The sequence below is a fragment of the Streptomyces sp. MCA2 genome, assembly GCF_023544705.1.
GTDB classification, from domain to species: Bacteria; Actinomycetota; Actinomycetes; order Streptomycetales; family Streptomycetaceae; genus Streptomyces; species Streptomyces decoyicus.
The window spans coordinates 216,223-241,291 of sequence record NZ_JAMJFM010000004.1; the positions used below are offsets into that span (position 1 = coordinate 216,223).

The 25,069-nt window shown below is 71.6% G+C and carries 24 protein-coding genes; 4 read left to right on the forward strand and 20 right to left on the reverse strand.

Annotated elements, in window-relative coordinates; genetic code table 11:
• Window positions 1–49: 49 nt before the first annotated feature.
• From hypF to M8I34_RS05425, 13 genes are all read right to left on the reverse strand, one after another.
• A complete protein-coding gene (gene hypF / locus M8I34_RS05370; RefSeq protein ID WP_250048136.1) occupies window positions 50–2,500 on the reverse strand; it encodes a carbamoyltransferase HypF in 2,451 nt (816 codons plus the stop codon).
• Window positions 2,497–3,366 (reverse strand): hydrogenase nickel incorporation protein HypB, encoded by an 870-nt coding sequence (hypB, locus tag M8I34_RS05375; RefSeq protein ID WP_250048137.1) that lies wholly within the window; start codon window positions 3,364–3,366, stop codon window positions 2,497–2,499. The genes hypF and hypB overlap by 4 nt, the downstream gene beginning before the upstream one ends.
• A gap of 3 nt (window positions 3,367–3,369) precedes the next feature.
• A complete protein-coding gene (locus tag M8I34_RS05380) occupies window positions 3,370–3,750 on the reverse strand; it encodes a hydrogenase maturation nickel metallochaperone HypA (protein WP_250048138.1) in 381 nt (126 codons plus the stop codon).
• Between the two features lie 128 nt (window positions 3,751–3,878).
• On the reverse strand, window positions 3,879–3,983 hold the full coding sequence (locus M8I34_RS41835) for a hypothetical protein (protein ID WP_374210855.1): 105 nt from the start codon (window positions 3,981–3,983) through the stop codon (window positions 3,879–3,881).
• The gene (locus tag M8I34_RS05385; RefSeq protein WP_250048139.1) at window positions 3,977–4,543 is read right to left on the reverse strand and encodes a hydrogenase maturation protease; all 567 of its coding nucleotides are present in this window, start codon (window positions 4,541–4,543) and stop codon (window positions 3,977–3,979) included. The genes M8I34_RS41835 and M8I34_RS05385 overlap by 7 nt, the downstream gene beginning before the upstream one ends.
• Entirely contained in the window at window positions 4,540–5,961 is a 1,422-nt protein-coding gene (locus M8I34_RS05390; RefSeq protein ID WP_250048140.1) for a hypothetical protein, read from the reverse strand. Before M8I34_RS05390 ends, M8I34_RS05385 begins: the two co-directional genes overlap by 4 nt.
• The gene (locus M8I34_RS05395) at window positions 5,958–6,662 is read right to left on the reverse strand and encodes a DUF6084 family protein (protein WP_250048141.1); all 705 of its coding nucleotides are present in this window, start codon (window positions 6,660–6,662) and stop codon (window positions 5,958–5,960) included. The genes M8I34_RS05390 and M8I34_RS05395 overlap by 4 nt, the downstream gene beginning before the upstream one ends.
• Complete coding sequence (locus M8I34_RS05400) at window positions 6,659–7,327, reverse strand: DUF5947 family protein (RefSeq protein WP_308371905.1); 669 nt, start codon at window positions 7,325–7,327, stop codon at window positions 6,659–6,661. The genes M8I34_RS05395 and M8I34_RS05400 overlap by 4 nt, the downstream gene beginning before the upstream one ends.
• Entirely contained in the window at window positions 7,324–7,986 is a 663-nt protein-coding gene (locus tag M8I34_RS05405; RefSeq protein WP_250048142.1) for a hypothetical protein, read from the reverse strand. Before M8I34_RS05405 ends, M8I34_RS05400 begins: the two co-directional genes overlap by 4 nt.
• Complete coding sequence (locus M8I34_RS05410; RefSeq protein WP_250048143.1) at window positions 7,983–9,767, reverse strand: nickel-dependent hydrogenase large subunit; 1,785 nt, start codon at window positions 9,765–9,767, stop codon at window positions 7,983–7,985. The genes M8I34_RS05405 and M8I34_RS05410 overlap by 4 nt, the downstream gene beginning before the upstream one ends.
• Window positions 9,768–9,851: 84 nt before the next feature.
• Window positions 9,852–10,937, reverse strand: a complete 1,086-nt coding sequence (locus tag M8I34_RS05415; RefSeq protein ID WP_030982412.1) for a hydrogenase expression protein HypE — start codon at window positions 10,935–10,937, stop codon at window positions 9,852–9,854.
• A 239-nt stretch (window positions 10,938–11,176) separates the two neighbouring features.
• The gene (locus M8I34_RS05420) at window positions 11,177–11,920 is read right to left on the reverse strand and encodes a DUF4232 domain-containing protein (RefSeq protein WP_244417173.1); all 744 of its coding nucleotides are present in this window, start codon (window positions 11,918–11,920) and stop codon (window positions 11,177–11,179) included.
• A 327-nt stretch (window positions 11,921–12,247) separates the two neighbouring features.
• Window positions 12,248–12,418 carry a hypothetical protein gene (locus tag M8I34_RS05425; RefSeq protein WP_250048144.1) on the reverse strand — a complete coding sequence of 57 codons (171 nt, stop codon included), beginning with the start codon at window positions 12,416–12,418 and terminating at the stop codon, window positions 12,248–12,250.
• 413 nt (window positions 12,419–12,831) lie between these two features.
• Here M8I34_RS05425 and M8I34_RS05430 point away from each other — a divergent pair, with 413 nt between their 5' ends.
• Entirely contained in the window at window positions 12,832–13,365 is a 534-nt protein-coding gene (locus tag M8I34_RS05430) for a GNAT family N-acetyltransferase (protein ID WP_250048145.1), read from the forward strand.
• Between the two features lie 197 nt (window positions 13,366–13,562).
• On the opposite strand, the gene M8I34_RS05435 is transcribed toward M8I34_RS05430, so the two are convergent.
• Together M8I34_RS05435 and M8I34_RS05440 are read right to left on the reverse strand one after the other, a co-directional pair.
• The gene (locus M8I34_RS05435) at window positions 13,563–16,016 is read right to left on the reverse strand and encodes an MFS transporter (RefSeq protein ID WP_250048146.1); all 2,454 of its coding nucleotides are present in this window, start codon (window positions 16,014–16,016) and stop codon (window positions 13,563–13,565) included.
• A gap of 610 nt (window positions 16,017–16,626) precedes the next feature.
• Complete coding sequence (locus M8I34_RS05440) at window positions 16,627–17,301, reverse strand: ScbR family autoregulator-binding transcription factor (protein ID WP_250048147.1); 675 nt, start codon at window positions 17,299–17,301, stop codon at window positions 16,627–16,629.
• A 172-nt stretch (window positions 17,302–17,473) separates the two neighbouring features.
• On the opposite strand from M8I34_RS05440, the gene M8I34_RS05445 reads away from it, so the two are divergent.
• Both M8I34_RS05445 and M8I34_RS05450 read left to right on the forward strand, forming a co-directional pair.
• On the forward strand, window positions 17,474–18,457 hold the full coding sequence (locus tag M8I34_RS05445; RefSeq protein WP_250048148.1) for a ScbA/BarX family gamma-butyrolactone biosynthesis protein: 984 nt from the start codon (window positions 17,474–17,476) through the stop codon (window positions 18,455–18,457).
• 201 nt (window positions 18,458–18,658) lie between these two features.
• The gene (locus tag M8I34_RS05450) at window positions 18,659–19,423 is read left to right on the forward strand and encodes an SDR family oxidoreductase (RefSeq protein WP_250048149.1); all 765 of its coding nucleotides are present in this window, start codon (window positions 18,659–18,661) and stop codon (window positions 19,421–19,423) included.
• 42 nt (window positions 19,424–19,465) lie between these two features.
• On the opposite strand, the gene M8I34_RS05455 is transcribed toward M8I34_RS05450, so the two are convergent.
• The 5 genes from M8I34_RS05455 to M8I34_RS05475 form a co-directional block, all read right to left on the reverse strand.
• A complete protein-coding gene (locus tag M8I34_RS05455) occupies window positions 19,466–20,233 on the reverse strand; it encodes a 2OG-Fe(II) oxygenase (RefSeq protein WP_250048150.1) in 768 nt (255 codons plus the stop codon).
• Between the two features lie 68 nt (window positions 20,234–20,301).
• Window positions 20,302–20,814 carry a methylated-DNA--[protein]-cysteine S-methyltransferase gene (locus tag M8I34_RS05460; protein WP_244417180.1) on the reverse strand — a complete coding sequence of 171 codons (513 nt, stop codon included), beginning with the start codon at window positions 20,812–20,814 and terminating at the stop codon, window positions 20,302–20,304.
• Entirely contained in the window at window positions 20,811–22,331 is a 1,521-nt protein-coding gene (locus tag M8I34_RS05465) for an AlkA N-terminal domain-containing protein (protein ID WP_250048167.1), read from the reverse strand. The genes M8I34_RS05460 and M8I34_RS05465 overlap by 4 nt, the downstream gene beginning before the upstream one ends.
• A gap of 396 nt (window positions 22,332–22,727) precedes the next feature.
• Entirely contained in the window at window positions 22,728–22,898 is a 171-nt protein-coding gene (locus M8I34_RS05470; protein WP_250048151.1) for a hypothetical protein, read from the reverse strand.
• A gap of 261 nt (window positions 22,899–23,159) precedes the next feature.
• Window positions 23,160–23,387 carry a hypothetical protein gene (locus M8I34_RS05475; RefSeq protein ID WP_030982381.1) on the reverse strand — a complete coding sequence of 76 codons (228 nt, stop codon included), beginning with the start codon at window positions 23,385–23,387 and terminating at the stop codon, window positions 23,160–23,162.
• A 204-nt stretch (window positions 23,388–23,591) separates the two neighbouring features.
• On the opposite strand from M8I34_RS05475, the gene M8I34_RS05480 reads away from it, so the two are divergent.
• Complete coding sequence (locus M8I34_RS05480) at window positions 23,592–24,914, forward strand: cytochrome P450 (protein ID WP_250048152.1); 1,323 nt, start codon at window positions 23,592–23,594, stop codon at window positions 24,912–24,914.
• The last annotated feature ends 155 nt before the right edge of the window (window positions 24,915–25,069 follow it).

Sequence of the window (25,069 nt, forward strand, 5' to 3'; positions counted from 1 at the left end):
GGCCTCTCCTCGTCGTGGGTACGTTGCGTCTGCCGCGCGGGGGCGCCGCTCAGCGCGCGGCGGCTCCTGCGGTGCGCGCGGCCACGACGATCTGGCCGAGCGCCAGTCCCCCGTCGTTGGGCGGGACGCGGCGGTGGCGCAGGACGGTGAAGCCGTCCTGCCGCAGGAGGCGGGCGGTGGCCTCGGCCAGCAGGGTGTTGGCGAAGACGCCGCCGGTCAGTGCCACGGTCGTCAGGCCCGCGCGCTCCCGGGCCAGCACGCAGCAGCGCCGGACGAGGTCGGCGACCGCGGTGTGGAAACGGGCCGCGATCAGCGCCGGGGCGGTGCCCGCACGGAGGTCCGCGACGATGGCGGTGAGCACCGGCGCGGGGTCGGCGACGGTGTCGGCGCCCGTCTCGCCCGTCGGTGCGGCGCGCAGCGCGAACGCATAGCCGGGGCCGCGGTCCTCGTCCGCGGTCAGGGCCGCGGCTTCGAGTGCGACGGCGGCCTGGGCCTCGTATCCGGCCTGGTGGCAGACCCCGGCCAGTGAGGAGACGGCGTCGAAGAGACGGCCCATGCTGGAGGTGGGCACACAGTTGAGGTGGCGTTCGAGCTGCCGTGCCAGCAGTCGTCGCTCCTCCGGCGGGCAGGCCGCCACCGGGGGCAGGTCCTCGGCCCAGTCGATGCCGGCGGCGCGCAGATGGGCGAGGGCCATGCGGTAGGGGCGCCGTACGGTGGTGTCGCCGCCGGGCAGCGGGACGTAGGCGAGCTGTCCGAAGCGGCGGTATCCGTCGTAGTCGGCGAGCAGGATCTCGCCGCCCCAGACGGCGTGGTCGTCGCCGTAGCCGGTGCCGTCGAAGGCGACGCCGATGACGGGGTGGCCGTCGCGCAGACCGTGTTCGGCCATGGCCGCGGCGATATGAGCGTGGTGGTGCTGGACACGTACCAGCGGCCGGCCGTCGGTGTGGCGCTGGGCCCACTGCCCGGAGCGGTAGCCGGGGTGCCGGTCGGCGGCGAGGAGTCGGGGACGCACCCCGGTCACCGTCTCCAGATGTGCCTCGGCCCGCTCGAACGCGAGCTGGGTCGCCAGATCGTCCATGTCGCCGATGTGCGCGGACAGCCAGGCACGGTGGCCTTCGGCGAGGCAGAGCACGTTCTTGAGGTCGCCGCCTGCCGCGAGCGCGGGCTGCACCGGCACCGGGAGGGCAATGGGCAGGGGCGCGTATCCACGGGAGCGGCGGACCAGCAGCGGTTCCCCGTCGCTGATGCGGACCACGGAGTCGTCGCACGGGATCCGGATCGGCCGGTCGTGGGTGAGCCAGGCGTCCGCCAGGTGCGCCAGACGCGCTACGGCTTCGTCGTCGTCGGTGACGATCGGTTCGCCCGCGACATTGCCGCTGGTCATGACGAGCAGCCGGGGCCCGTGGGGGTCCCCCCGCTCGGGTGAAGCCGAGAGTGGGGGAGGGTCACCGGGCAGACCGAGCAGCAGATGGTGCAGCGGGGTGTACGGCAGCATGACGCCCAGGTCGGGGCTGCCGGGGGCGACGGCGGCCGACAGCACCGGCGCGTCCGGGGCGGGCGCGGGGGCCGCCAGGCGGCGCAGCAGGACGATGGGGCGTACCGGCCCGGTGAGCAGGGCACGCTCCTCGGCCCGTACGCGGACCAGGTGTGCGATGTCGTCGATATGGCGCGCCATCAGGGCGAAGGGCTTGTCGCCGCGGGCCTTGCGGCGGCGCAGCAGGGCGACGGCGTCGTCGTCGGAGGCGTCACAGACGAGGTGGTAACCACCGAGGCCCTTGACCGCCACGATCGCGCCGGCGGCGAGCAGCCGACGGGTGTCGGCGACCGGGTCGGGGCCGGGCGCCGGGCGCGGTGGGCGGGTGCGGTCGGCCGGGTCCGCGGTCAGCAGGCGCAGGCGGGGGCCGCAGTCGTGGCAGGCGATGGGCTGGGCGTGGAACCGCCGGTCGGCCGGGTCCGCGTACTCCCTGGCGCAGCGGGGGCACATCGGGAAGCGGTCCATGGTCGTCAGCGCACGGTCATAGGGGACCGCGGTGACGATGGTGAAGCGCGGACCGCAGTGGGTGCAGGTGAGGAAGGGGTGCCGGTGGCGCCGGTCGGCCGGGTCGGTCAGCTCGGCGAGGCAGGCGTCGCAGGTGGCGGCGTCCGGGGAGACCAGGGTGCGGGAGAGGCCGTCGGCGCGCGAGGGGAGGATGCGGAATCCGGCGTCGCCGCTCAGCGCGATGTCCTCGCCGTCGACGGCCTCGACCACGGCCAGCGGTGGCGCCTCGGCACTGATCCGCCGGGCGAAGCGGGCGAGCACGGCGGGGGCACCCTCGACCTCGGCGACGACGCCCTCGCCGGTGTTGGTCACATGGCCCGTCAGACCGAGTTCCGTGGCGAGGGTGTGGACGAACGGGCGGAAGCCGACGCCCTGGACGACGCCGCGCACGGTGATCCGGCGGCGTGCGACGGCTGTCGCGGGGGCCGTCGCGGTGACCCCGCCGGCCTGCCCTGTGGTCATGAGCGGCTCGACGCCACGGTGTCGGAGTCGGTCGTGTGCGCGTGGCCGCGGTCCTGCGCCCGCGCGGCGTGGGCGTGCTCCCCGTGGTGGGTGCGGCCCTCGTCGTCGTGGGTGTGACCCTCGTGGGTGTGGCCCTCGTCGTGCGGCTGGCCGTCCTCGGCGTCGTGGACGTGGTGGGACTTGCGGGTCATGACCGGGATGTGCACCGGCGCGCCGTCGCGCGCGGCCAGCGCCCGGTCCAGCAGCAGACCGTCTCCCTCACCGCCGCGCGCCGAGGTGAGGACGACCTCCACGCCCGGGTTGATGCGTTCGACGTTGGCGCGGAACTCCTTCTCGTCGAACGAGACCGCCTCGGCGATGTCCGTCTTGGTGACCACGACCAGATGGGCAAGCCCGAAGGCGGTGGGGTACTTCAGCGGCTTGTCCTCGCCCTCGGTCACCGACGCCAGCACGATGCGCAGCGTCTCCCCCAGGTCGTAGGAGGCCGGGCAGACCAGATTGCCGACGTTCTCGATGAACAGCAGCCGGGTGTCGGCGGGGAGCCAGCCGTGGAGGTGGCCGCCCAGCATTTCGGCCTCCAGGTGGCACAGCCCGTCGGTGAGCACCTGTTTGACGGGCACTCCGGAGCGGGCCAGCCGTACGGCGTCGTTCTCGGTGGCGAGGTCGGCGGTGAGCGCCGCGACGGGGATGCCCCGGCTGTGGGCGAGGGTGAGCTCGCGCTCCAGGAGGGCGGTCTTGCCGCTGCCGGGGCTGGAGAGCAGGTTGACGACCGCGGTGCCACGGGCGGCGAGGTCCTCGCGGAGGGTGTGGGCGCAGGCGTCGTTCTTGGCGAGGACCGCCTGTTGCAGGTCGACGACACGGCACATGGTTCAGCGCTCCTCGTGCGTAGGGACGTGTACCGGGGCGTCGTTCCAGCACACACTGACGATCTGAAGTTCACGGCCGGTCAGCAGCTCCGCCGTCGCCCCGCCGCATCCGGGGCAGCTGAGCTGTGGTGGCATGCCCACCGGCCAGGTGTCCGCGCAGGGGCCGCAGCGGGCGCGGGCCGGGACGGGTTCGGTGACCAGTTCCGCGCCCTCCAGCACCGTTCCGGCGCAGGCGAGTTCGAAGGAGAAGGCCAGCGCGTCGGGGACCACCCCGGCCAGTTCGCCGACCTGGAGCCGGACGCTGTTGACGGTGGTGACCCCGGTGGGCCGGGCCGCGCTCTCGACCTGCTCCACGACCGCAAGCGCGATGGACATCTCGTGCATCGGTCCCTCTCTGGTGCGGGGACGGCCGGGGGCCTCTCGGCTTCATTAGACGGCGGGTCCGGAGGGCCGCCGCGGTGCCTCGCCGCGGCGGTGCGGTGGCGTACACCGTTCGGTGCAGCGCCGCCCGGTCACATGGAGCGGATACGCAGGTAGCGCTTGATGTCCGGCAGTACGGACTTGAGGGCGAGGGCGAGCGCGGCGGCGAACGCCCCGCTCAGGGCGAGCTTCAGCATGGTGTCGTGTTCCTCTCGGTGGTGTGCGGTCCGGCGGCGGACGGTGCCGGCTCGGCCGCGCCGACCAGCCGCAGGATCAGCTCCACGGCCTCGTCGACCGCGGCGGCGACCGGTTCGCTGAGCCCGATGCCTTCGGCGACATCGGCGGGTTCGCAGCCGACGACCAGGACGCGCTCGGGGCGCCGGCCGTCGGTGCCCGCGCTGAGCGTGTCGAGCAGCGCGAGCACGGCATCGGGGGTCATGTGGTGGCCGTCGAGCGCGGTGTCCGGGGGGCGGGTGCCGGCCGGAGTGGTGGCGTCGAGGAGGTAGACGGTGCCGGGTTCGCCGCCGCGCGCGGAGGCGTCCACGAGGAGCACCGTGTGGTAACCGTCCAGCATCTGGTAGGCGAGGTGGACGCCGCGTACGCCGATGTCGACGACCTCGACCCCGTCGGGGAGCGGGTGCTCGCCCAGCCGGCGGACGGCCTCGACGCCGAAGCCGTCGTCGCCGAGGAAGAGGTTGCCGACCCCGGCGATCAGGGTCTTCGCGGGCGGCCCGGCGACGGGTGCGGCGGCGTTCACACGTCCTCCAGCGGAGCGATCTCATCGGGTTGGAAGTACAGGAAGCGGCCCTGCTCGCGACGGATGTCGGCACCCGGGTCGCCCTCCACGGTCACCGCGAGGTGCACCCCGCCGTCGACGTCGTGCAGGACGGCCTCCACCTGGGCGGCGCGGCCCTGGAGGAAGAGGTCCTGGGCGTCGGTGCGCCGCAGACCGGGCCGCAGCAGCACCCGGCTGCCGGCGCCGACCGAGTGCCCGTCGACCGTGATCCGGTCGCGTACGGGATCGACGCTGCGGTCGCTCTCCGGGTCCCACCAGGGGGTGTCGGGGCGCAGGCCCGGCACGTCAGGGGTCAGGTCGTCGGGGGCGTCCGGACCGGGTCCGGTGACCTCGCGCAGTGCCCGTACGGCGCCGTGCAGGCGCTCCAGCACCTCGGGCGGCATGGTGTCGGCGAGCTCGATGACCTCGGCGGCGCGGGGGTCGGTGCCGCGGGCCTCGCGCTTCTCCTGGTCGGTGAGGGCAGCGGTGCGCAGGGCGAGGATCTCGTCGATCTCCAGGGCGTCGTAGAGCGCGCCGGGGCTCTCGGGGGCGATGGCCGGGTGGTCCTCCAGGATGATCGGGGAGGACAGGACCACGTCGGCGCGGCCGCCGGCGCCGGCCAGCACCGGCCAGGCGTGTGCGTTGCGGCAGGCCGCCACAGCGCCTCTGGCCCACTCCGGCGGGTCGGTCATGGACACGAACGAGCCCGCGCTCAGGCCGAGGAGGAGATGGGCGCCGACCAGGGAATGGGGCAGCGCCGCATCACGGTCGGCGCCGGTGTCGTCCGGCTGCCAGCCGCTGGTGTTCTCGACGGTCGCGGTCAGCCGCAGCGCCGTGTACGGACCGTCGAGTTCACTCGCGGTCAGCCGTACGTGGCCCTGGACCTCCGCGCAGCGGCGCACCAGTCGGCCGACGAGCTTCCCGTCGGCGTCGTGCACCGGCTCGGTCTCCTCCCGCGCCGGCCGGGTGAACGGGACGGTAACGCCCTCCCCGGCCAGTTTGGAGATGTCGGCCACGAGCGTGACGCGCTCCTCGGAGCCCTCGTCCCAGGGGACCAGAACCCGGTCGGGCAGTTCGAGTTCCTCGACGGTCTCGAACCCGCCGGCCGGGGACAGGCGTTGGACGGTTCGCCGCTGGGCGTGCAGAAACCGCAGCTCGGCCGAGAGCCGGGCGCCGGACCGGGGCTCCATGAGGCATTCGGTGCGCTGGAAGGAGTGCTCCGCGCTCTCGGCACCCCAGTGGGGCGGTACGAGGACGCCGAACTGCCAGCGGAGTTTGTTCTTGGCGGCGGAGGCGCGGTACGGGTAGAGCACATAGCCCTCGAACAGCACGGCGTCGGCCACTTGGCGGGCGGTGGCGAAGTGGTCCGCCGTCTCGTCGGGCAGGACGCTGGTCGTCACGGCGCGGTCCTCTCGCTGACGGGGCGGGCGGCGGCGCCGGGGAAGAGCCGGGCGCGCGGTGCGGGCGGTTCGGGGTCGCCGGCCGTGGCCAGCAGCGACTCGACGGTCGCCTGCCAGGAGGGCAGGGCGTGCCGGGAGCGGTGGGCGAGCAGCGCGTCGAGGGTCTCGCGGGGCAGCCGGAGCCAGCCGCAGCCGGGGAAGTGCGTGTCGGTCATCTCCTGCCAGACCGCCACCGGCATCCGCACGGACGCCTCCTTGCTCCAGGGCACCGGTTCGACGTGGAAGCCGCCGGCCCCGGCGAACACCGTGCCGGAGAACAGCAGCAGCATCGGGACCTCGCCGTCGCGCAGCGCATGGAAGTAGCGGCCGACCGCGACGTCCAGGTCGTAGCTGCACGGGACCGGGAGGTCCACCTCGGTCTCGCCGGTGAAGCCGGGGACGACCAGGGAGACCTGGGCGAACTGGAGGGGGTGCAGGGTGCTGCCCCAGCGGGACCGCTCGCCGAAGAGGTCGGACAGCGCCTCGGCCTCGTCGGACCGGTAGCCGCGCCGGGCCGGTTCGATGCGGAGCTGGCAGCGCAGCGCGAGGGCGTGCACCCGTTCCGCTGCGGCGGCGGTGATGCGCAGCCGGAAGAGGAGGGTGGGGGCGGCGGCGTAGCGGTCGGCGCGTACACCGGTGCAGACGAAGGACAGGTCGGTCACGTCCGGTCGGCCTCCTTCGGCTCACGGGCCCGGCGGGCGACCTTGGTGAAGAAGTCGGAGAGTGCGGCGCGTGCCTCGGCGCCGCCGTCGAAGCCCTGCCACAACAGGCGCATCCGGCCGACGAGTTCGTAGCAGATGTCGACGGGCACCAGATAGCAGTCGATACGGCCCTCGGAGCGGCGCAGCAGCAGCGCCTCCACATCGGACTGGAGGAGGCCGGCCAGCCGGCTGGCGGCGAGCACGGCCTCCCACGTCGACGGGTCGAGTTCGCTCTCCGTGGCGCCGGCCGGGCTGGGGTAGAGCGCGACCAGCCGGTCGAGGTCGGTATGGCGCAGGAAGAAGGCGACACCGACGGGGATCTGGAGCAGGTCCCAGGCCGCGTCGTCGAGGGTGTGGCCGGAGTCGACGAGATAGCGGTCCGGAACCGTACGGAACTGTCCGCTGCCGGCACCGGGCCGCTCGAAGAGCAGCGCGCAGGGGATGCAGGCGCAGGCCAGTGCGCGGCGTTCGGTGTGGACCAGGTGGCGGTGGTTGTGCTCGCCGAGCACCACGCCGCACAGCTCACAGCGCTCCGGAGCGGGGGGCACCGGTGCGCGGAAGCGGCGCAGGCCGCGGTGGGCGGTCGGCGGTCCGAGCCGCGGGGGCGCCGCCTGCCGGGCGCTCACGGGGCGGTGGCGGCGGTCGGCGGTCGGCGGGAGATCTGAAGCAGCGCCGGTTCTTTTCCGGCTCCCGCCGCCTCCCACTGCACCGAGGTCACCTCGGGCGCGAAACAGGACACGGCGGCCTCGACGGCCTGTTGGGCCTGCTGGTTCGTGCTCGGGCAGCCGCAGCCTCCCAAGTCGCCGGAGCGAAGTCGCAGCGCTCCGCTGTCCGCGTCGAACTCCGCCACCTCGGCGGGGTGTTGCCGGCGGACGCTGTCCAGGGCGCGGCCGATGCGTGCCGCGGTGTCCTCGGGGTGCAGATCGTGCAGCACCAGCAGGCTGGTCACCAGCTCGTCGCGGAGCAGCGCCGCCCCGGGGCCGCCGTTGTCCGTGCCGCCTCCCAGGAGGTGCATGATCCGGGCGAGTCCCGCGCCGTAGAAGTCCATCAGGACGCGGACGAGCTCCTCGGCGGCGGCGCCGGCCTCGCGGTCGTCACGCTGTGCGAGGCGGTCCAGTACCTCTTCGACGCGCCGGCCGGTCGCCTCGGCGTTGGGTGCGGCGGCGTGGGGCGCGGCGCCATGGGGTGCGTCTGCCTGCACTGTGGCGGCCTGCGGTCCGTCGTCGACCTGCGGTGCGTCGGCCTGCGCGGCGGCGGCCGGTGCCGTGGTGGCCCGGGCGCTCATCCGGACAGCCCGCTCAGGCCGGTGGGCACATGCATCTTCTGTACGGACTTGCCGTTGCCGACGTACATGTGGACGCCGCAGGGCAGACACGGGTCGAAGCTGCGCACCGCGCGCATGATGTCGATGCCCTTGAAGTTCTCCGGGGAGTTCTCCTCGAAGATCGGGGTGTTCTGGACGGCGTCCTCGTAGGGGCCGGGGGTGCCGTAGGTGTCGCGGGTGCTGGCGTTCCACGGGGTCGGCGGGTACGGGTGATAGTTGGCGATCTTCCCGTCCCGGATGACCATGTGGTGCGAGAGGACGCCGCGTACCGCCTCGGTGAAGCCGCAGCCGATGGACTCGTCGGGAACCTCGAACTTCTCCCACGTCTGGGTGCGTCCGGCCCTGACCTCGTTGAGCGCCTGCTCCGCGAAGTGCAGCGCCATGGCGGCCGTGTACGCCTGGAAGTAGGTGCGGGAGCGATTGCGTTCCAGCGCGTTGCTCCACTTCGGGATCTTCCACTCGAAGCGGGTCGCGGGCTTGGTCATGCTGCGCGGCAGGTCGATGACGACGCTCCGGCCGGTGGCCTTGACGTACGGGGTGTCGACGAGCCCGGACAGCGCGGTGGACCACAGCCGGGCGATCGGGCCGCCGCCGGTGTCCAGCGCCAGGTGCTCCTTGCCGTCGAACCAGCGCGGGGACATCACCCAGCTGTACTTGTCGCTGAAGTCGCGCTTCTGCGGGGCCGGGATGGTGTGCTGGTTCCAGGGGTGGCGGGGGTCGACGGGGTTGCCGAGCGGGTCGTGGGTGACGAACTGCTCCTGGCCCTCCCAGTCCTGGTAGTAGGAGCTTCCCAGCAGGATCCGGATGCCGAGGTTGATCTCGGTGAGGTCGTTGGTGACCAGCTTGCCGTCGACGATGATGCCGGGGGTGACGAACATCTTCCGCCCCCAGTCCGTCATGTTGCGATAGGTGAAGTCGCAGTGGTCGGGGTCGTTGAGCGCGCCCCAGCAGCCGAGCAGCACCCGCCGCCGGCCGACTTCCTCGTATCCGGGCAGCGCCTCGTAGAAGAAGTCGAACAGGTCGTCATGGAGCGGGACGACCCGCTTCATGAACTCGACGTAGCGCATCAGCCGGCTGAGGTAGTCGGTGAACAGCTGGACGCTCGCGACGGTGCCGACGCCGCCCGGGTAGAGCGTGGAGGGGTGCACATGGCGGCCCTCCATGAGGCAGAACATCTCCCGGGTGTAGCGGCTGACCTGGAGCGCCTCGCGGTAGAACTCGCCCTCGATGGGGTTGAGGGAGCTCATGATGTCGGCGATGGTGCGGTAGCCGTGGTCGCCCGCGTGGGGGGCTTCGGTGCGCTGGGCGAGCTCCCACACACCGGGGTTGGTCTCGCGGACCATCTTTTCGCAGTAGTCGACCCCGACCAGGTTCTCCTGGAAGATGTTGTGGTCGAACATGTACTCGGCGGACTCGCCGAGGTTGATGATCCACTCCCCCAGGTGCGGAGGCTTCACCCCGTAGGCCATGTTCTGCGTGTACACCGAGCAGGTGGCGTGGTTGTCACCGCAGATGCCGCAGATCCGGCTGGTGATGAAGTGGGCGTCGCGCGGGTCCTTGCCCCGCATGAAGACGCTGTAGCCGCGGAAGACGGACGAGGTGCTGTAGCACTCGGCGACCCGCTTCTGCTTGAAGTCGATCTTGGTGTGGATACCGAGGCTGCCCACGATCCGGGTGATCGGATCCCAGGACATCTCCGTCAGACCGCTGCCGTCACCGGCCGCCTTTGTCTTCGGTGCCATCGTGAGTGCCGTGCCCTTCTGTTGCGCGCGGAGGTGAGGTCGGACGGAGGTCCGGGGTGCCGGACGCCTACTGGCGGGGTGCGCTCACCACGGCTTGCGGTAGCCGGTGGTCAGCTGGTCGCCGCGATGGCGCCACTTGGGCTCGTGGTCGACGGTCTTGGCCGTGATGTCCCGCAGCCTGCGGATGACGCTGCCGTACGCGGCACTGGCGGTGCTGGAGATCTTGCCGCCGGGCGGCTCGTCCATGAACGGCATGAACTTGTCGGGGAAGCCGGGCATGGTGCAGGCGATACAGATACCGCCGACGTTCGGGCAGCCGCCGATTCCGTCCATCCAGCCCCGCTTGGGCACGTTGCATTTGACCACGGGACCCCAGCATCCGATCTTCACCAGACACTTGGGCGAGTCGTAGGTGGTGGCGAACTGGCCCTGTTCGTAGTAGCCGGCCCGGTCGCAGCCCTCGTGCACGGTCGCCCCGAAGAGCCAGGTGGGACGCAGCTGGTCGTCCAGCGGGATCATCGGGGCCGAGCCCACCGCCTGGTAGAGCAGATAGACCAGCGTCTCCGAGAAGTTGTCCGGCTGGATCGGGCAGCCGGGCACACACACGATCGGGATCCCGGCCTTGGACGTCCAGTCCCAGCCCAGGTAGTCGGGCACACCCATGGCTCCGGTCGGGTTGCCCGCCATCGCATGGATACCGCCGTACGTGGCGCAGGTGCCGATCGCGACCACGGCGAGCGCCTTGGGGGCGAGCCGGTCGATCCACTCACTGGTGGTGATCGGCTGACCGGTCTCGGGGTTGTCGCCGAAACCGCACCAGTAGCCTTCCGGCTTGATGGACTCGTTGGGGATCGACCCCTCGATGACCAGCACGAACGGGTCGATCTCGCCGCGTTCGCCCTTGAAGAACCACTCGATGAAATTGTCCGCGCCCTGGACCGGGCCGCACTCGAAATCGATCAGTGGCCAGTGGACAGCGACCTTGGGCAACCCCGGCAGCACACTGAGCGCGATCTCCTCAATGCTCGGCTGGGTCGCGGCGGTGAGCGACACGGAGTCGCCATCGCAGCTCAGGCCGGCGTTGATCCAGAGAATGTGGATCGGGGACTCGTCCTCGGCGGACGGCTTTCCGTTCGCAGCGGCCTGGTCGGCCACGCTCGAAGCAGCCATGGGGATGTCTCCTAGGCAGATATGCAGTGAAAGCGCTCATTTCAAGACTTCCATCCACCTTGGTAACACCGATCAGCAGCGACGGGGCGGTCGCAGGGGGCCGTTGCGGTGACACACCACCCGAGCGCCCGGTCCGAGGAGCGCCCTCCTCCCGACGGACGACGCAGAGAGCCGGACAACGCAGGGAGCCGGACAACCGCCCTCGCGGTCGCCCGGCTCCCGTGTCGCCGTAGTGCGCGTCAGCCCAGTGCCCCGGCCTCCACCGCGGTCACATCGAACCGTCCGCCGCACACCCGCAGTCCGTCACTGCCCGTGGTCATCGACTCCTTGGAGCCGGGCGGGTAGACGAAGACGAGCTGCGAGCGGTCCCAGCACGGGGTGTCCGAGACGCCGTCGTTGAGGGTGTGCAGCAGGGCGTGGGCGCTCTGCCCCGGCTGGAGCCGGACGACGGGGCCGGAGCCGCCCTCGCGGGTGGCGGGCTTGCCGACGGCCGAGCCGTCACGCTTGATGAGCGAGACCCCGGGGTAGCCGCGCAGCGTGCAGGCCTTCTTGCCCTTGTTCGTGAAGACGAGGGGATAGCGGATGTTGCCCGCACCGATGTCGGAGCGCCCCAGGCGCAGCGACATATCGGCGGCGTTGCAGCGGTCCGAGGCCGTCATGGCGGAGGCCTGGGACTGTGCGGCGCTCGGGCTCTTGGCCGTCGGCTTGCCGCCGGGCGATGCCGCCTTCGCCGGCGCCGACGGCCGCTGGCCGTTCGCCGAGGACTGCGGCTTCGCGGCGGACGACTGAGCGCTGCCACCGGCCGACTGTGCGCCGTTGCCGCGCTCCGTGTCCTGGGACGTGACGGGTGCGGCGGCCGACGAGGGGCGGGATGCAGCGTCGGGCCCGCCCTTGCAGGCGGTGAGCCCGAGCGCCGCGACGGCGATCAGCGATCCCGCGGCGACACGACGGCCGCGGCCGAGTGTCTTGGTGGTGAGCGACATAAGTGTCCCCCTCGTCTGGTAGGTGCGAGCTCTCGTCGTGGGTGTCTACGGTCCGTACGGTGCTCCAGCCAGCGTGGCCCCGGGCACTGCCGGTCCGCTAACGAGGCACTAACACACCACTAACGAGCCGGTGCGCTCGGCACGCCGGTAACCCCGGCAATCGGTGTGACCAGCCGGTATTCGGGGCGTGTCGCTCAGAATCGCAGAAAATTCCCGAGTTGCGGATACCGCACCGCCAGGTTCGGCCGTTCCGTCCATCGAGATCACCTGCCCCACGCATCCCGGCAGGCCCACCGGCCCCGGTGAACCTGCCGGTCGCGTGCCCCGCTACCCCCCGTGTTCCTGGTAGGCGCCGCTGTTCGGCGGGTCGGGAGCCGGATGGCCGTAGAAGTCGCGGTCGCCGCCGCCCGGGACGGGGACGCCCGCGCCCAGCGCCGGGGAGCCTGCGCCCATGCACACCTCGCCGGAGGCGGCGAACCGCGGATCGGCTCGCACCACGCCGTGCCCGCCCCTGCGGGAATCCCCGCGAGGCGGGCGTAGAGATGGTGGTCGTAGGTGTGTGTTGCACGGATCGGCGATCGGGGAGCGCGGCGGGGCGCCTGGGCGCCGACGAAGACGTGGTTACGGAAGGTGACGCCGCCGGGGCCGATGCCGCCGTCCCTGGCCGTGCCCAGGACGTCGGTGATGAGGGTGTTGATGAGGGTGCTGTCGTACACCAGGGTGCGGGTTGCGGGGCCGCAGACGACCGAAACGACGCCATAGGGCACGGGGGTGTTGCGGTCGTTGATGCTGACGTTGTAGCGGCCGGCCTCATTGACGCCGCCCCCGCGATGCGCAGGTTCAGCAGAGGGCCCCGGACGACGTACATCCGCCGATTACCGCTGAGCCACCGCTTTCGACAGGATGGGCGGATGACCGAGATCCGCACCCCCCGCCTCATCCTCCGCCGCTGGACCGACGACGACCTCGCCCCCATGGCGGACATCAACGCGGACCCGGTGGTCATGCGCTGGATCGGCGACGGTGCCGTCCTCGACCTGGACGGGACCGCCGAGGAAATCGAACGGTGGGAGGAGGAGTGGGACGACGAGGGCTTCGGCCTCTTCGCCGTCGAACTGCTCGCCTCGGGTGAGCTGGCCGGCTGCGCCGGTCTGTCCGTCCCCGAGTTCCTGCCGGAAGCGCAGCCCGATATCGCGATCAGCTGGCGCTTCGGCCGGCAGTACTGGGGCCAGGGTTACGCGTCCGAAGCCGCCCAGGCCGTGCTGGAGTTCGCCCTCCAGGACCGCGGCCTCGACCGCGTCATCGCCATCAACCGGCTCGGCCATGAGTCCTCGGAGAACGTGGTGCGCAAGCTCGGCATGGCCTTCGAGCGGGAGGCCACGCATCCGGAGTACGGCCATGCGCTGACCGTGCACAGCATTGACCTCACGGAGTACCAGGGCTGAGAGGATCGGCGCCTTCGGGACGTGGCGCCCCTTCCCCCGGGATCCCACCCGGGGAAGGGGCCACACGTCCGGAATGCTCCGGCCTGGGCACGCGGCACCATGTGCCCACCGCACGCCGACAGGTACGCACCCGTGCCTCCATGCCAGTCACGCCTCCATGCCTGTCACGCCTCTGTGCGTGGACAGCTACGGGCAGGTCAGCCGGTGGCCGCCGACGGCTGGGCGAGGTCCAGGTCGAGGATCTCGTGGGAGCCGCCGGCGAGGGATATCGGGACCGCGTGTGGCGGGTAGCCGGCTGCCGTGAGGGTGTAGTGAGGGCCGCTCAGGTCGGAGAAGGCAAAGGCACCGTCCGGGCCGGTGACGGTATGCGCCGTGACCGTGCCGTCCTCGACGAGGGTCACTGCGGCGTCGGCGAGCGGCCGGCCGTTCGGGCCCCGGACCGTTCCGTGGACGGTAGCGGTCGGCTCCAGGCAGATGTCCTGCCGTTCCGGTTCGCCGCCGGACAGTTCGATGGCGCGGGCCCGCGGCTGGTGACCGGGGGCGCTGAGGACCAGGGTGTACGGGCCGGGCGGCAGCGGGGCCGTCTCCCACCTCCCGTCGGTGCCGGAGGTCGTACGGGTCACCACTTCGCCACCGGCGTCGGTCAGGACGATGCTCCCGCCGGCCAGCGGGGCGCCTTCGCGGCCCCCGCGCAGCACGCCGCCCAACCGGCCGGTGCCCGCGAGGATCAGATCGACCTGGGACGCAACGCCCTCGCCGCGGTACATGGCAGAGGCGGCATACGGGGTGTGGCCGGGCGCCGCGCCCGTGAGGACGTAGGTGCCGGCCGCGGGGGCGGCGAGCGCATAGCGCCCATCGGCGTCGGCCGTGGTGACGTCGGCCTGGCGGCCCTGCCGGTCGATCAGGGTGATACTCGCGCCCGGGACCGGGGTGCCGGAAGCGTCCAGAACGCGGCCGGCAAAGCCGGACGGCGTCTCGGCCGGTCCGGTCGCGGTCACCTCGGCGGGCGCGGACGGTATACGGCCGGCCTGCGTTGCGGTGGCCGGCCGGGCCCAGGACGGCGCGGACTTCACGAGCCGGCCCGGCCGGTCGGCCGGTGCGACCGCCGCACCGTCGGCGCCGACGTCGGCGGCGGGCACCTCCTCGGCACCGCTGTCCGTGCTCTGCGCGACCAGGGTCGGACGGGACACCTTGTGCTGCGACGGCAGGAAGGACGCCAGGACGACACCGACGATGACCGCGGCCGTCGCGATCAGGAAGGAGACCCGGAAGCCGGCCATCGTGGGCACCGTGACCGTCCCGACGCGCTGGGACATATGGGCCAGCACCATGCCGATCACGGCGCTGGACACCGAGGTGCCGATCGAGCGCATCAGGGTGTTCAGCCCGTTGGCCGCGCCGGTCTCGGACGGGTCGACGGCGCCGATGATCAGCGCGGGCAGCGAGGAGTACGCCAGGCCGATGCCGGCGCCGACGACCACCGCGATGATGACGGTCTGCCAGGGGGCGTTCATCAGGCCGATGCCCGCGCCGTAGCCGACCGCGATGACCAGCATGCCGAGCAGCAGCGTGACCTTGGGGCCGCGCCGGGCGGCGATGCGCGCATACAGCGGGGCGACGAACATCATCGTCACGCCCAGCGGCGCCACACACAGCCCGGCCACCACCATGGACCGGCCGAGGCCGTAGCCGGTCGACTCGGGCAGTTGCAACAGCTGCGGCAGCACCAGGGAGATCGCGTAGAAGGCCACACCGACGGTGATCGAGGCGAGGTTGGTCAGCAGCACCTCGCGGCGGGCGGTGGTCCGCAGATCGACCAGAGGGTCGGCCATGCGCAGTTCCATCACGCCCCACAGCACCAGGATCAGGGCCGCGACGCCGAACAGGCCGAGGGTGGTGGGCGAGCCCCAGCCCCAGTCGCTGCCCTTGGTGATGGGCAGCAGCAGGGCGACCAGCCCGGCTGACAGCCCGAGGGCGCCCACCACGTCGAAGCGCCCCTGGGCCCGTACCGCGCTCTCCGGTACGACGAGGAGGGTGAGCAGCATCGACAGCACGCCGAGCCCGGCGGCACCGAAGAACAGGGTGTGCCAGTTGGCGTGTTGGGCGACCAGGGCCGCGACCGGCAGCGCGAGTCCGCCGCCCACGCCGATCGACGAGCTCATCAGGCCCATGGCCGAGCCGAGCCGTTCGCGCGGCAGCTCGTCGCGCATGATGCCGATGCCGAGCGGTATGGCGCCCATGGCGAAGCCCTGGAGCGCCCTGCCCACGATCATGGTGATCAGGTCGCTGGTGAATCCGCAGATCAGCGAGCCGACAACCATGACCGCGAGGCTGGTCAGCAGCATTCGCCGCTTGCCGTAGAGGTCGCCGAGCCGTCCCATGATGGGCGTCGAGACGGCACCCGCGAGGAGGGTGGCCGTCATGACCCAAGTGGCATTGCTGGGTGCCGTGTTGAGCAGCACCGGCAGGTCCTTGATGACCGGCACGAGCAGCGTCTGCATCACGGCGACGACGATGCCGGAGAAGGCGAGAACCGGGACGATGCCGCCGCGGGTTCTGTGGCGCCCGCCCACGGCCGGGTCGGGCGTCGGGGGCGCGGCAGCGGTCGTCGCCGCCCTTCCGGGAAGCTGGTCCGTCGTCGTCCGGGTCATGCGTGCGGCCTCCAGGGCGGCAGAGGGTGAACGTCAGGGAGAGTGGGGTGAGCGGGTGTCATGAGGAAGGGCGGGGCAGGGGTGAGCAACAGGCGTTCGCGGTGTGGGCATCACCCACGGGCGTCGGCACGATCAGGCCATTGATACGTGCATGCCGAACGTTTTATCTCGCGGGCCTATTCCGGCACACCGGCCGGCATCTCCCCGCACCGCTCGTGATCTGCCTCACGCCGCCCCGCCCCCGGCTCCCCTTCACCCCGTACATCCGGCCTCCCCCGGCCTCGCCTTCGACGCGGAATCCGCTGCACCCGCTGAACCCGCCGAATCCAGTGAACAGCACGCCACTGACAATCCGGCCCGGGAACGACCGTCGGGCACCGCGGCCACCGCTCACGGCATAGCGCCCACCGCTGCGCCCGTCAACGGCGAGAGGCGCCGCGGGCCCACCGCGACGCCTGCGGGAGGCGTTCACACACCGCTGACCTGCCCGCACTCGCCTCAACAATGAACACCGTCTGCGCGGTATGTTTTCACTTCCGGGATGCGGCGAACAATCCGAGTTGCCCGGCTCCTGCCACCTGGCGCGTATGGCTCGCCCCGGCCGGGCCGGTCAACTCACTGCGACATCGGCCCCTGCGTCCGCCAGCGCCTTCCCCTGGAGTGCGGCATCGAGTTCCGCGCCGCGGGACGGATCAAGTTTGAGCTTGGCGAGCACGACCGGCACCGCGATGCTGGGGAGGGTGTGCTCGAAAAAGATGGTCAGCCGGTGGCTGAGGTCGGCCTGGTTGGTCAGGGCGTTCGACATCAACTGGAGGCCGGCGAACGCTCCGACGAAGAGCTCGGCGGTCTCGGTCACGACGACACTCTCCAGGACCTCGCCGCGATCCCTCGCCTCATTCAGCATCGCCTCGACGAATCGGGTCCAGGCGATCATCGACTGCTTGCGGTCAAGGTGGTTGGAGCCCTGCTCCACCGCAAGCCGGGCCGCCCCGCGCTGGATCGGGTCACTGCGCAGGCGGTACGCCAGCACCTGCCCCGCGTCGACGAACTCCTGCAACTTGATCTTCTGCGGCTGCACGGCGATGTCCAGTACGTGCTCGTCGAGCACCGCCATCGCGAGCTGTTCCTTCGACGCGAAGTGGAAGTACAAGGCGCCCTTCGTGACACCGGCGCGCTCGAGGACTTCGGCGATGGTCGCGCGGTCGTAGCCGAGGTCGTCAAAAACCGAAGCGGCTGCCTCCAAGATCAGTCGCCGGGTCCGGATCGCGCGGTCCTGTTGTGCCACAGGACGCCTCCTGTCTCTCGTGTTTTCCATTTCCGCATCAGTTAGCTACCGCTCAAGTCGCCTCTGAGTCAGCCACTTACTCCAATTCACCGCCCGGCATTGAAAATAAAACCGGATGGTACGTATCTTAACAGCGATGTACCTCATCCCGTAGAGACGCCTGGGGGCACTCATGAGCGACACGATGCAGGTCAGCGGCACGATTCAACCCAGGGCTCCACTCCAGGCACAGTCGAAGCGGAACCAGCGCACCGCCCCCGGGCATCACGGCAAGCCCGGCGTCCCCCAGGAGTTCGTGCACCGCCCCTTCGTCGACGACATTCTGGTCACCTCATGGCGCCGACTGGACGACTCCCGCTTCTCACTGGCCGCCCAGTGGCCACACGATCACGGGTACTTCACTCCGGTGCACGGCCACCACCATCTCATTCTCACCGGCGAGACCATTCGCCAGGCAGGGCTGCTCCTGTGCCACACCGAGCTCGGCGTACCGGTCGGCCACCACTTCATCCTCGGCAACCTGGTATACACAACCCACCCCGAGCACCTGGCCGTTGGCAGTGGACCGACCCGGCTGACGATCGACGTCACGTGCAGCAGGATGCGCTTCCGAGCCGGCACGCTGGCCGGCGGGCACTTCAACATGACCATCCGCAAGGCGGGCCGGATCGTCGCGACGGGCTACTCCGACGTCACCGTCACCTCCCCTGCCGTCTACCGCCGGATCCGCGGCGAGCGGCTGACCGCACGCCGCGCCCTGGGCCCGCTCCCCCCACCCGTCCCGCACCAGCAGACCGGAAGCGCCAAGGACCGCGATGTCCTGCTCTCCCCCACCGACCGGCCCGATCGGTGGCACCTGCGCATCGCTCCCGGCCATGCCGCGATGGTGAATCCGGCCAACGATCACATTCCGGGAATGCTGTTGCTCGACGCCGCTCAGCAGGCCGCCCGAGCTCTGACCGCGCCTCAAGTCTTCGTGCCGTACGCCTTCGGCACCGAATTCCGCCGCTACGCCGAACACGGTATGCCCTGCACCATCGTGGCCCAGCACGTCCCGTCCGCCCTCCCCTCGACCACAACGGTCCAGGTCACCGGCTCCCAGGAGGGCGAGCCGGTGTTCGTCTCCACCCTGACCGCACTGGACGCCCGGCGCTGAGCGCGCGGCTCATGAGCAACGCACTTCTCGACGGGCGCTCCTCACACGCCACCGGACCGCGCGACATGAGCAAGCACGTAGTGAACGACAGCAGCTCGTGCAGCGTTCGGCAGCCGGCCCCGGCTGCCGAAGAACATCACAGCAATCGACAGTAACCGGCGGTAGCACGCCCCCAGCAGGAAACTGAAAGGCCGAACGAGCATGGGTGACCTCAACGGAAAGACCGCGCTGGTGACGGGATCCAGCCGCGGCATCGGCCGGGGCATCGCCCAGCGCCTTGCCAAGGACGGTGCGCTGATCGCCGTCCACTACGGCAGTAATGACGTCGCGGCAAAGGAGACGGTGGAAAGCATCACGAGCGCGGGCGGCCGGGCCTTCCCCCTCCGCGCCGAACTGGGGATCCCCGGTGATGTCGAAGCCCTCTTCGCTGCCTTCGACACCGAACTCGCCGCCTGCGGTGCGGAACCCGGCCTCGACATCCTCGTCAACAACGCGGCGCTCAACTTCCCCGCGCGCATCGATGCGGTGACCTACGAGGAGTTCGACCGCACCCTCGCGGTCAACACCAGGGCCCCGCTCTTCATCATCCAGCACGGCCTGCGCCGGATGCGGGACGGCGGACGCATCATCAACATCTCGTCAGCGGTGACGAGCACGGCGCACCCGTCACAGATGGCCTACAGCATGTCCAAGGGTGCGCTGGAGACCCTCACCCTCGCCCTCGCCAAGGACCTCGGTGAGCGCGGGATCACGGTGAACACCATCGCCCCCGGCTGGGTCGAGACCGATGTGACCGCGGCGCGTCGGGCGACACCCGAGGGGCGGGCCGCGCTGGCGGCCTATTCGGTGTTCAACCGGATCGGCCGCCCCACGGACATCGCGGACGTCGCCGCGTTCCTGGCCTCGGACGACTCCCGCTGGATCACCGGTCAGCGCTTGGACGTCACCGGCGGCTCCATTCTCTGACCCGCCGGGACGGTCTTGGGTCCGGCGCAATCCTCGGCGTCGTCAGGCGTCATGGAAGACCAGGCCCAGGGAGTGCCGTTGGCCCGAGCGGACGGTGCTCACACCGTGGCGTACCGGACCGGCCGACCAGCCGCGGGCGGAGCGTACGGGGCGGTCGCGGGTGGTGAAGATCAGCCCGTGGCCCTGCGGCAGGACGGTGGTGGTGCCGCGGGACTGTGCGCGGGGCCGCTGCTCGACGAGCAGGAACTCACCGCCGGTGTAGTCGGTGCCCTGCTCGTCCAGGCCGATGACGACCTGGAGGGGGAAGACCATGTCCCCGAAGATGTCCCGGTGCAGCGCGTTCCAGTCGCCCGCCCCGTAACGGAGCAGAATCTGCGAGGACTTGGCCTGCCCGGCCTCATGGCACAGGGTGAGCCACTCCCCCAGGGTGTCCGGCCAGGGCGCCGGTCTGCCGAGCTTGTCCGCCCAGTCACGCGCCGTCCGCAGCAGGTGCGGGTAGAACGCCTCGCGCAGGGCCCGGACCGGCTCGGGTAGTGGGTCGGCGAAGTAGCGGTACTGGCCCGAGCCGAAGCGGTGCCGTGCCATGTCGATGGTCGAGCGGAAGCGGGAGGGCCGGTCGTACAGCGCGATGAGGTCGCGGCAGTCGGCCGGGCTGAGCAGACGAGGGGTCAACGCACAGCCCAGGGTGTCGAGTTCGTCGGCCAGCGCCGTCCAGTCGGCGGCCCCGACGCGCTCGGCGAGCGAGGCGGTGCGGGCTCGGCGCTTGGCAGTCGTGGTGTTCGTGGTGTTCGTGGTGGTCGTGGTGGACATGACGTGCTCCAATGGGGCTTCGGGCGGGGCGGTTCACGAGGGGCGGGGCCGCGTCCCGTACAGCGGGCTCAGCCGGCGTCCGGCGCGACACCCTCGATGCCGAGGAGTTGCCGCTTGCGGACGGGGCCCGCCGCGTAACCCGACAGGGACCCGTCCGCGGCGATCACACGGTGGCAGGGCCGGACGACGAGCAGCGGGTTCGCGCCGATCGCCGTGCCGACGGCGCGCACCGCGCCCCGCGCCGCACCGACGTCGGCGGCAATCGCCCCGTACGTGGTCGTGGTGCCGTACGGAACGGCCTCCAGGGCCTTCCACACGCGCCGTTGGAAGTCCGTGCCCCGGGTCGGTGCGTACTCGATGCCGAAACGGGTCAGCTTCCCGTCGAAGTAGGCGCGGAGCTGGCGGGCGATCTCGGCGAAGGCCTCGGGGTCGTACGTCCAGCCGTCCTGGACGGTCGCACCGCCCTTCTGGCCGGGCACGGTCAGCGAGGCGAGCGCGGTACCGCCCGGTGCGGTGGCCGATTCCTCGCCCACCAGCAGGAGTTCTCCCAGCGGGCTGTCGAGGGTGGTGTAGAGCGTCATGGTCCTGTGCTTTCCGTAGTGGAGGGGTGGGTGCGCGCCGGCCGTGTGGCCGGCACGTTCCAGAAGTGGTGCATGGCGTAGGAGCGCCAGGGGCGCCAGGAGTCCGCCCGCGCTGCCGGACCGTCCGTCGGGACTCCGGCCCGGCGCATACCGGCCCGTACGGCCACATCGCCGGTCAGCAGCACATCGGGGTCCCCGAGGGCGCGCATCCGGATGTAGCCGGCGGTCCACGGGCCGATGCCGCGCAGCCCGAGCAGCGCGCGCTCGGCCTCGTCCCGGTCGGCTCCGGTGTCCAGCGTGACGGTGCCGTCGGCGAGCGCGGCACCGAGGGTGCGCAGGGTCGTCCGCCGGGACTCGGGCATGCCGAGTTCCGCGAGCGAGGCCCCCGCCAGGTCGTCGACGCGAGGGAAGAGATGGGTGAGCGCACCGGACGGCTCCGGCAGCGGTTCGCCGTACGCGGCGACCAGGGCGGCGCCGAGAGTGCGGCCGACCGCGACCGAGACCTGCTGGCCGAGTACGGCCCGGACCGCGAGTTCGTCCGGGGCGGCGGCGCCCGGGGAACGCAGTCCGGGGCGCTCGGCCACCAGCCGTGCCAGGACGGGGTCCTCGGCGAGCCGCTCGGCGACCGCGTACGGGTCGGCGTCCAGGTCGAAGAGGCGCCGCACCCGCTGGCCGGCGGTGGTGAGGTCGCGCAGTTCGGTGAGGCGCAGCCGGCAGTCCAGCCAGCCGTCGCCGGCCGCCTCGTCGACCTCGGCGATACCGGTGCCGTTCGGCAGCCGCAGGGTGCGCCGGTAGGTGCGGGCGCCGGGCTCGCCGCTGACCTCCTCGATGCCGGTGAGGGCGCGCCGCTGGAGGTGGTCGAACAGTTGCCGTGCCGCGTACGGACCGCGGAAGGCCAGCCGCAGCGGCAGCACCCCGGGCATGGCATGCGGCGCCACCGGGCCATATCGGGCCGTCTTTCCGGGGCGGGCGGCGCGCAGCTCGCTCGGGGTCAGTGCGTAGATCTCCTTGATGGTGTCGTTGAACTGCCGCACGCTGGCGAACCCGGCCGCAAAGGCGATGTCGGCCGCTTGCAGACCGGTGGTCTGGAGCAGGACCCGGGCGGTGTGCGCGCGCTGGGCCCGCGCCAGCGCCACGGGACCGGCGCCCAGCTCGGCGTTCAGCTGCCGCTGCACCTGCCGGGCGCTGTAGCCGAGCCGGGCCGCCAGCCCGGAGACCCCTTCCCGGTCGACCACACCATCGCTGATCAGCCGCATCGCCCGCCCGACGACATCGGCGCGGGCATTCCACTCCGCGGAGCCGGGCACCGCGTCGGGGCGGCAGCGCCGGCAGGCGCGGAAACCGGAGCCCTGGGCGGCCGCGGCGGTCGGAAAGAAGGCGACATTCCGGCGTCGGGGCGTGGTGGCGGGGCAGCTCGGCCGGCAGTAGATCCCGGTCGTGGACACCGCGAAGAAGAAGGCACCGTCGAATCTGGCGTCCCTGCTGCGCACCGCCTCGTACCTGCTGTCCTCATGCATCACGGAGTCCACTGTGCAGCAGGTCAGACGGCGACGCTGGCGGAAATCGGACGGCGCGTTCAGCAGCCCGGAGAGCCTGAGCACAGGGGAACGGACACGGGCGTCGGTTCACGGGCGTACGGGTCGCGGCACGGCCGGGTCGCGAGGGTAGGGGGTCGCGGCCGGACCCGGTCACGGTCGTACGGGTCGCTGCGCTGCCGGACCTGGTCACAGTCATACGGATCGCGGCCGGATCGGATGTGGGGGCGCGGGAAGCGGCGGTGCTCGGGGGGCGAAGTCCCCGGCAGTCGACCGCAGTTCCGTGGAGCAGGCCGGGTCGGAACGGCTGGGCACGGATCGGCACGGCTCGGCACGGCGCGCGGGGCGCACTCGCGTCAGGCGGACCGCGCGGACGCCCTACGACGCAATCGCTGCCAGGACCACCAGGAACACGACCAGCGCGAGCGTCTCCCAGCGCATTGCCCTCCGCAGGACGCTCACGCTCGGGAGGCTGCTCGACGACGAGCCGCGGCTGCTCATACCGTCGTCACCGTAGCCGCTGTCCCCTGTGTCCCCGCTGTCACTCACGCCGTACTCCCGCCCTCTTCTGCCGCAGCTCATGAACTGACAGCCTTGCGACCGCCGCTCACCAGCGTATGTCTCGCCACCAGCACGGGTTTCAGGAGGTGTGGCTACGGCTCCGCTCCGGCTCCGGAAGGTGGCTACGGCTACGGCTACGACCACAGAGGGTGGCGTACCCGTCGTGGCCCGTCCGCCCGAGCCTCAGCCGCGCCGTCGTCTCTGTCGCGCCGTCGTCCCGGCCGCTGCCCGGAGGCACGGCTCGCCGCGTCAGGCGGGCGGCATCGGCCAGTCGTCCAGCGAGCCGCCGCGCCATTCGACGAGGCGGGGATCGTCCAGCGCAATGTCCTCGGCCTGCCCGGCGACGCCCGCGCGGCGGAGGAATTCGGCGACATCGCCACGGCCGTGAGCCAGGCCGACGATCTGCCCACGTACGGTCACCCGTCGGCCACCGGAGGGCGTCGGCGGGTGCACGATGACGGGCGGGTGCTCAGTCATGCATCCAGCGTGCGCCGGGCTCCGCGCTCGCGCATTTCGACAGCCGCCGTGAGCATCAGTGGCCGCCGTGCGCACCAGTCCTTGCCCCGGCAAGCATTCACTAGGCTGGCCGGGTGGCAGTGGCACGGAGCGGGCGGCTGGTCCGCAAGGCCCCGGAACCTGCCTCTTCGACGAGGGGACAAGAGGCCGACCGTGAACAACCCCATGGACTCAGCCGAGTTCTCCCGGGACCCGTATCCGCTGCTCGCCGCCTTGCGGTCGCGCGGTCCCGTGCAGCAGGTGAGGACGGGCAACGGCCGTACGACATGGGTCGTGACCGGATGGGCGGAGGCCCGGTCCGCGCTGGCGGACGCGCGGTTGTCGAAGGACACCGCCCGCTACTTCGCCGACCGGCCCGGCAAGCGCAACCTGGCCCCCGCCGTCAGCCGGACCATGCTCGCCACCGACCCGCCGCACCACGGCCGGCTCCGGAAGCTGGCGATGAAGGCGTTCACTCCGGCGGCCGTCGCACGGCTGGAGCCCCGCATCCGTGCGATCGCGGAGGAGCTGGCCGACGCACTGGCCGCGCGCGGGTCGGCGGATCTGGTCGAGGAGTTCGCCGTGCCGCTGCCGATCGCGGTGATCAGCGAGCTGCTGGGGGTACCGGAGCCGGACCGTGCGGCGGTCCGGCGCTGGTCCCATGACCTGTTCGCCGCGGCGGCCCCGGACACCGTGGACCGCGCGTCGCACGCCCTCAGCGACTACATGACAGAGCTGATCGCGGCCCGGCGCCAGGACCTCGGGGACGACGTCCTCAGCGGTCTGATCGCCGCCCGCGACGAGGCGGACCAGCTGTCCGAGGCCGAACTCGTGTCCCTGGCCGTGCTGTTGGTGGTCGCGGGCCACGAGACGACGACCCACCTCATCGGCAACGGCATGCTGGCCCTGCTCCAGGACGACGCGCTCCGCTCCCGCCTCCGGGCCGATCCCGGCCTGCTGCCCGCCGCGGTCGAGGAGTTTCTGCGCCACGACGCCCCGATCACCCTCGCGACCTTCCGCTTTGCCACCGAACCGATCGAACTCGGCGGCGCCCGGATCGGCGCGGGGGAGGTGGTTCTGGTGTCCCCCGGGGCCGCCAATCGTGATCCGGCGCAGTTCTCCGCGCCGGACGAGGTACGACTGGACCGTCACATCCGTACGGCGCGCCCGGACCGTCCCGAGCGTCCGAACGACCCCGGCCGGCCTCAACCCCCCGAGAGCCCGCCCCGTCCCGAGCATCCGAACGGTCCCCAGTGCCCGAACGGCCCCCAGCGCGGCCGGCATTCCGAGGGTGCCGAGCGCTCGGGTGGACATCTCTCGTTCGGACACGGTCCGCACCACTGCCTCGGTGCGCCGTTGGCCCGCGTCGAGGCCCGGATCGCCTTCGAGGTGCTGCTGACGCGTTTCCCCGGCATCCGTCCGGCGGTGGCCAGTTGGGATGCGCTGGAGTGGCGCCGCACGCGCTTGATGCGCGGCCTGGCGAGCCTTCCGGTGACCCTCGGCCGGTGAATCGGGCCGTACGCGAGAGTCCCGGCCGTCAAAGCCGCCGCACATCGCCCCGTTGAGCAGCCACACATCGCTCCGATAGACCGCTACGTCTCGCCTCGCCCAAGCCGTTCCCACCGGCCCGCGCAAAAGCCCTCCCTCCGAGAAGTCCCCCACAG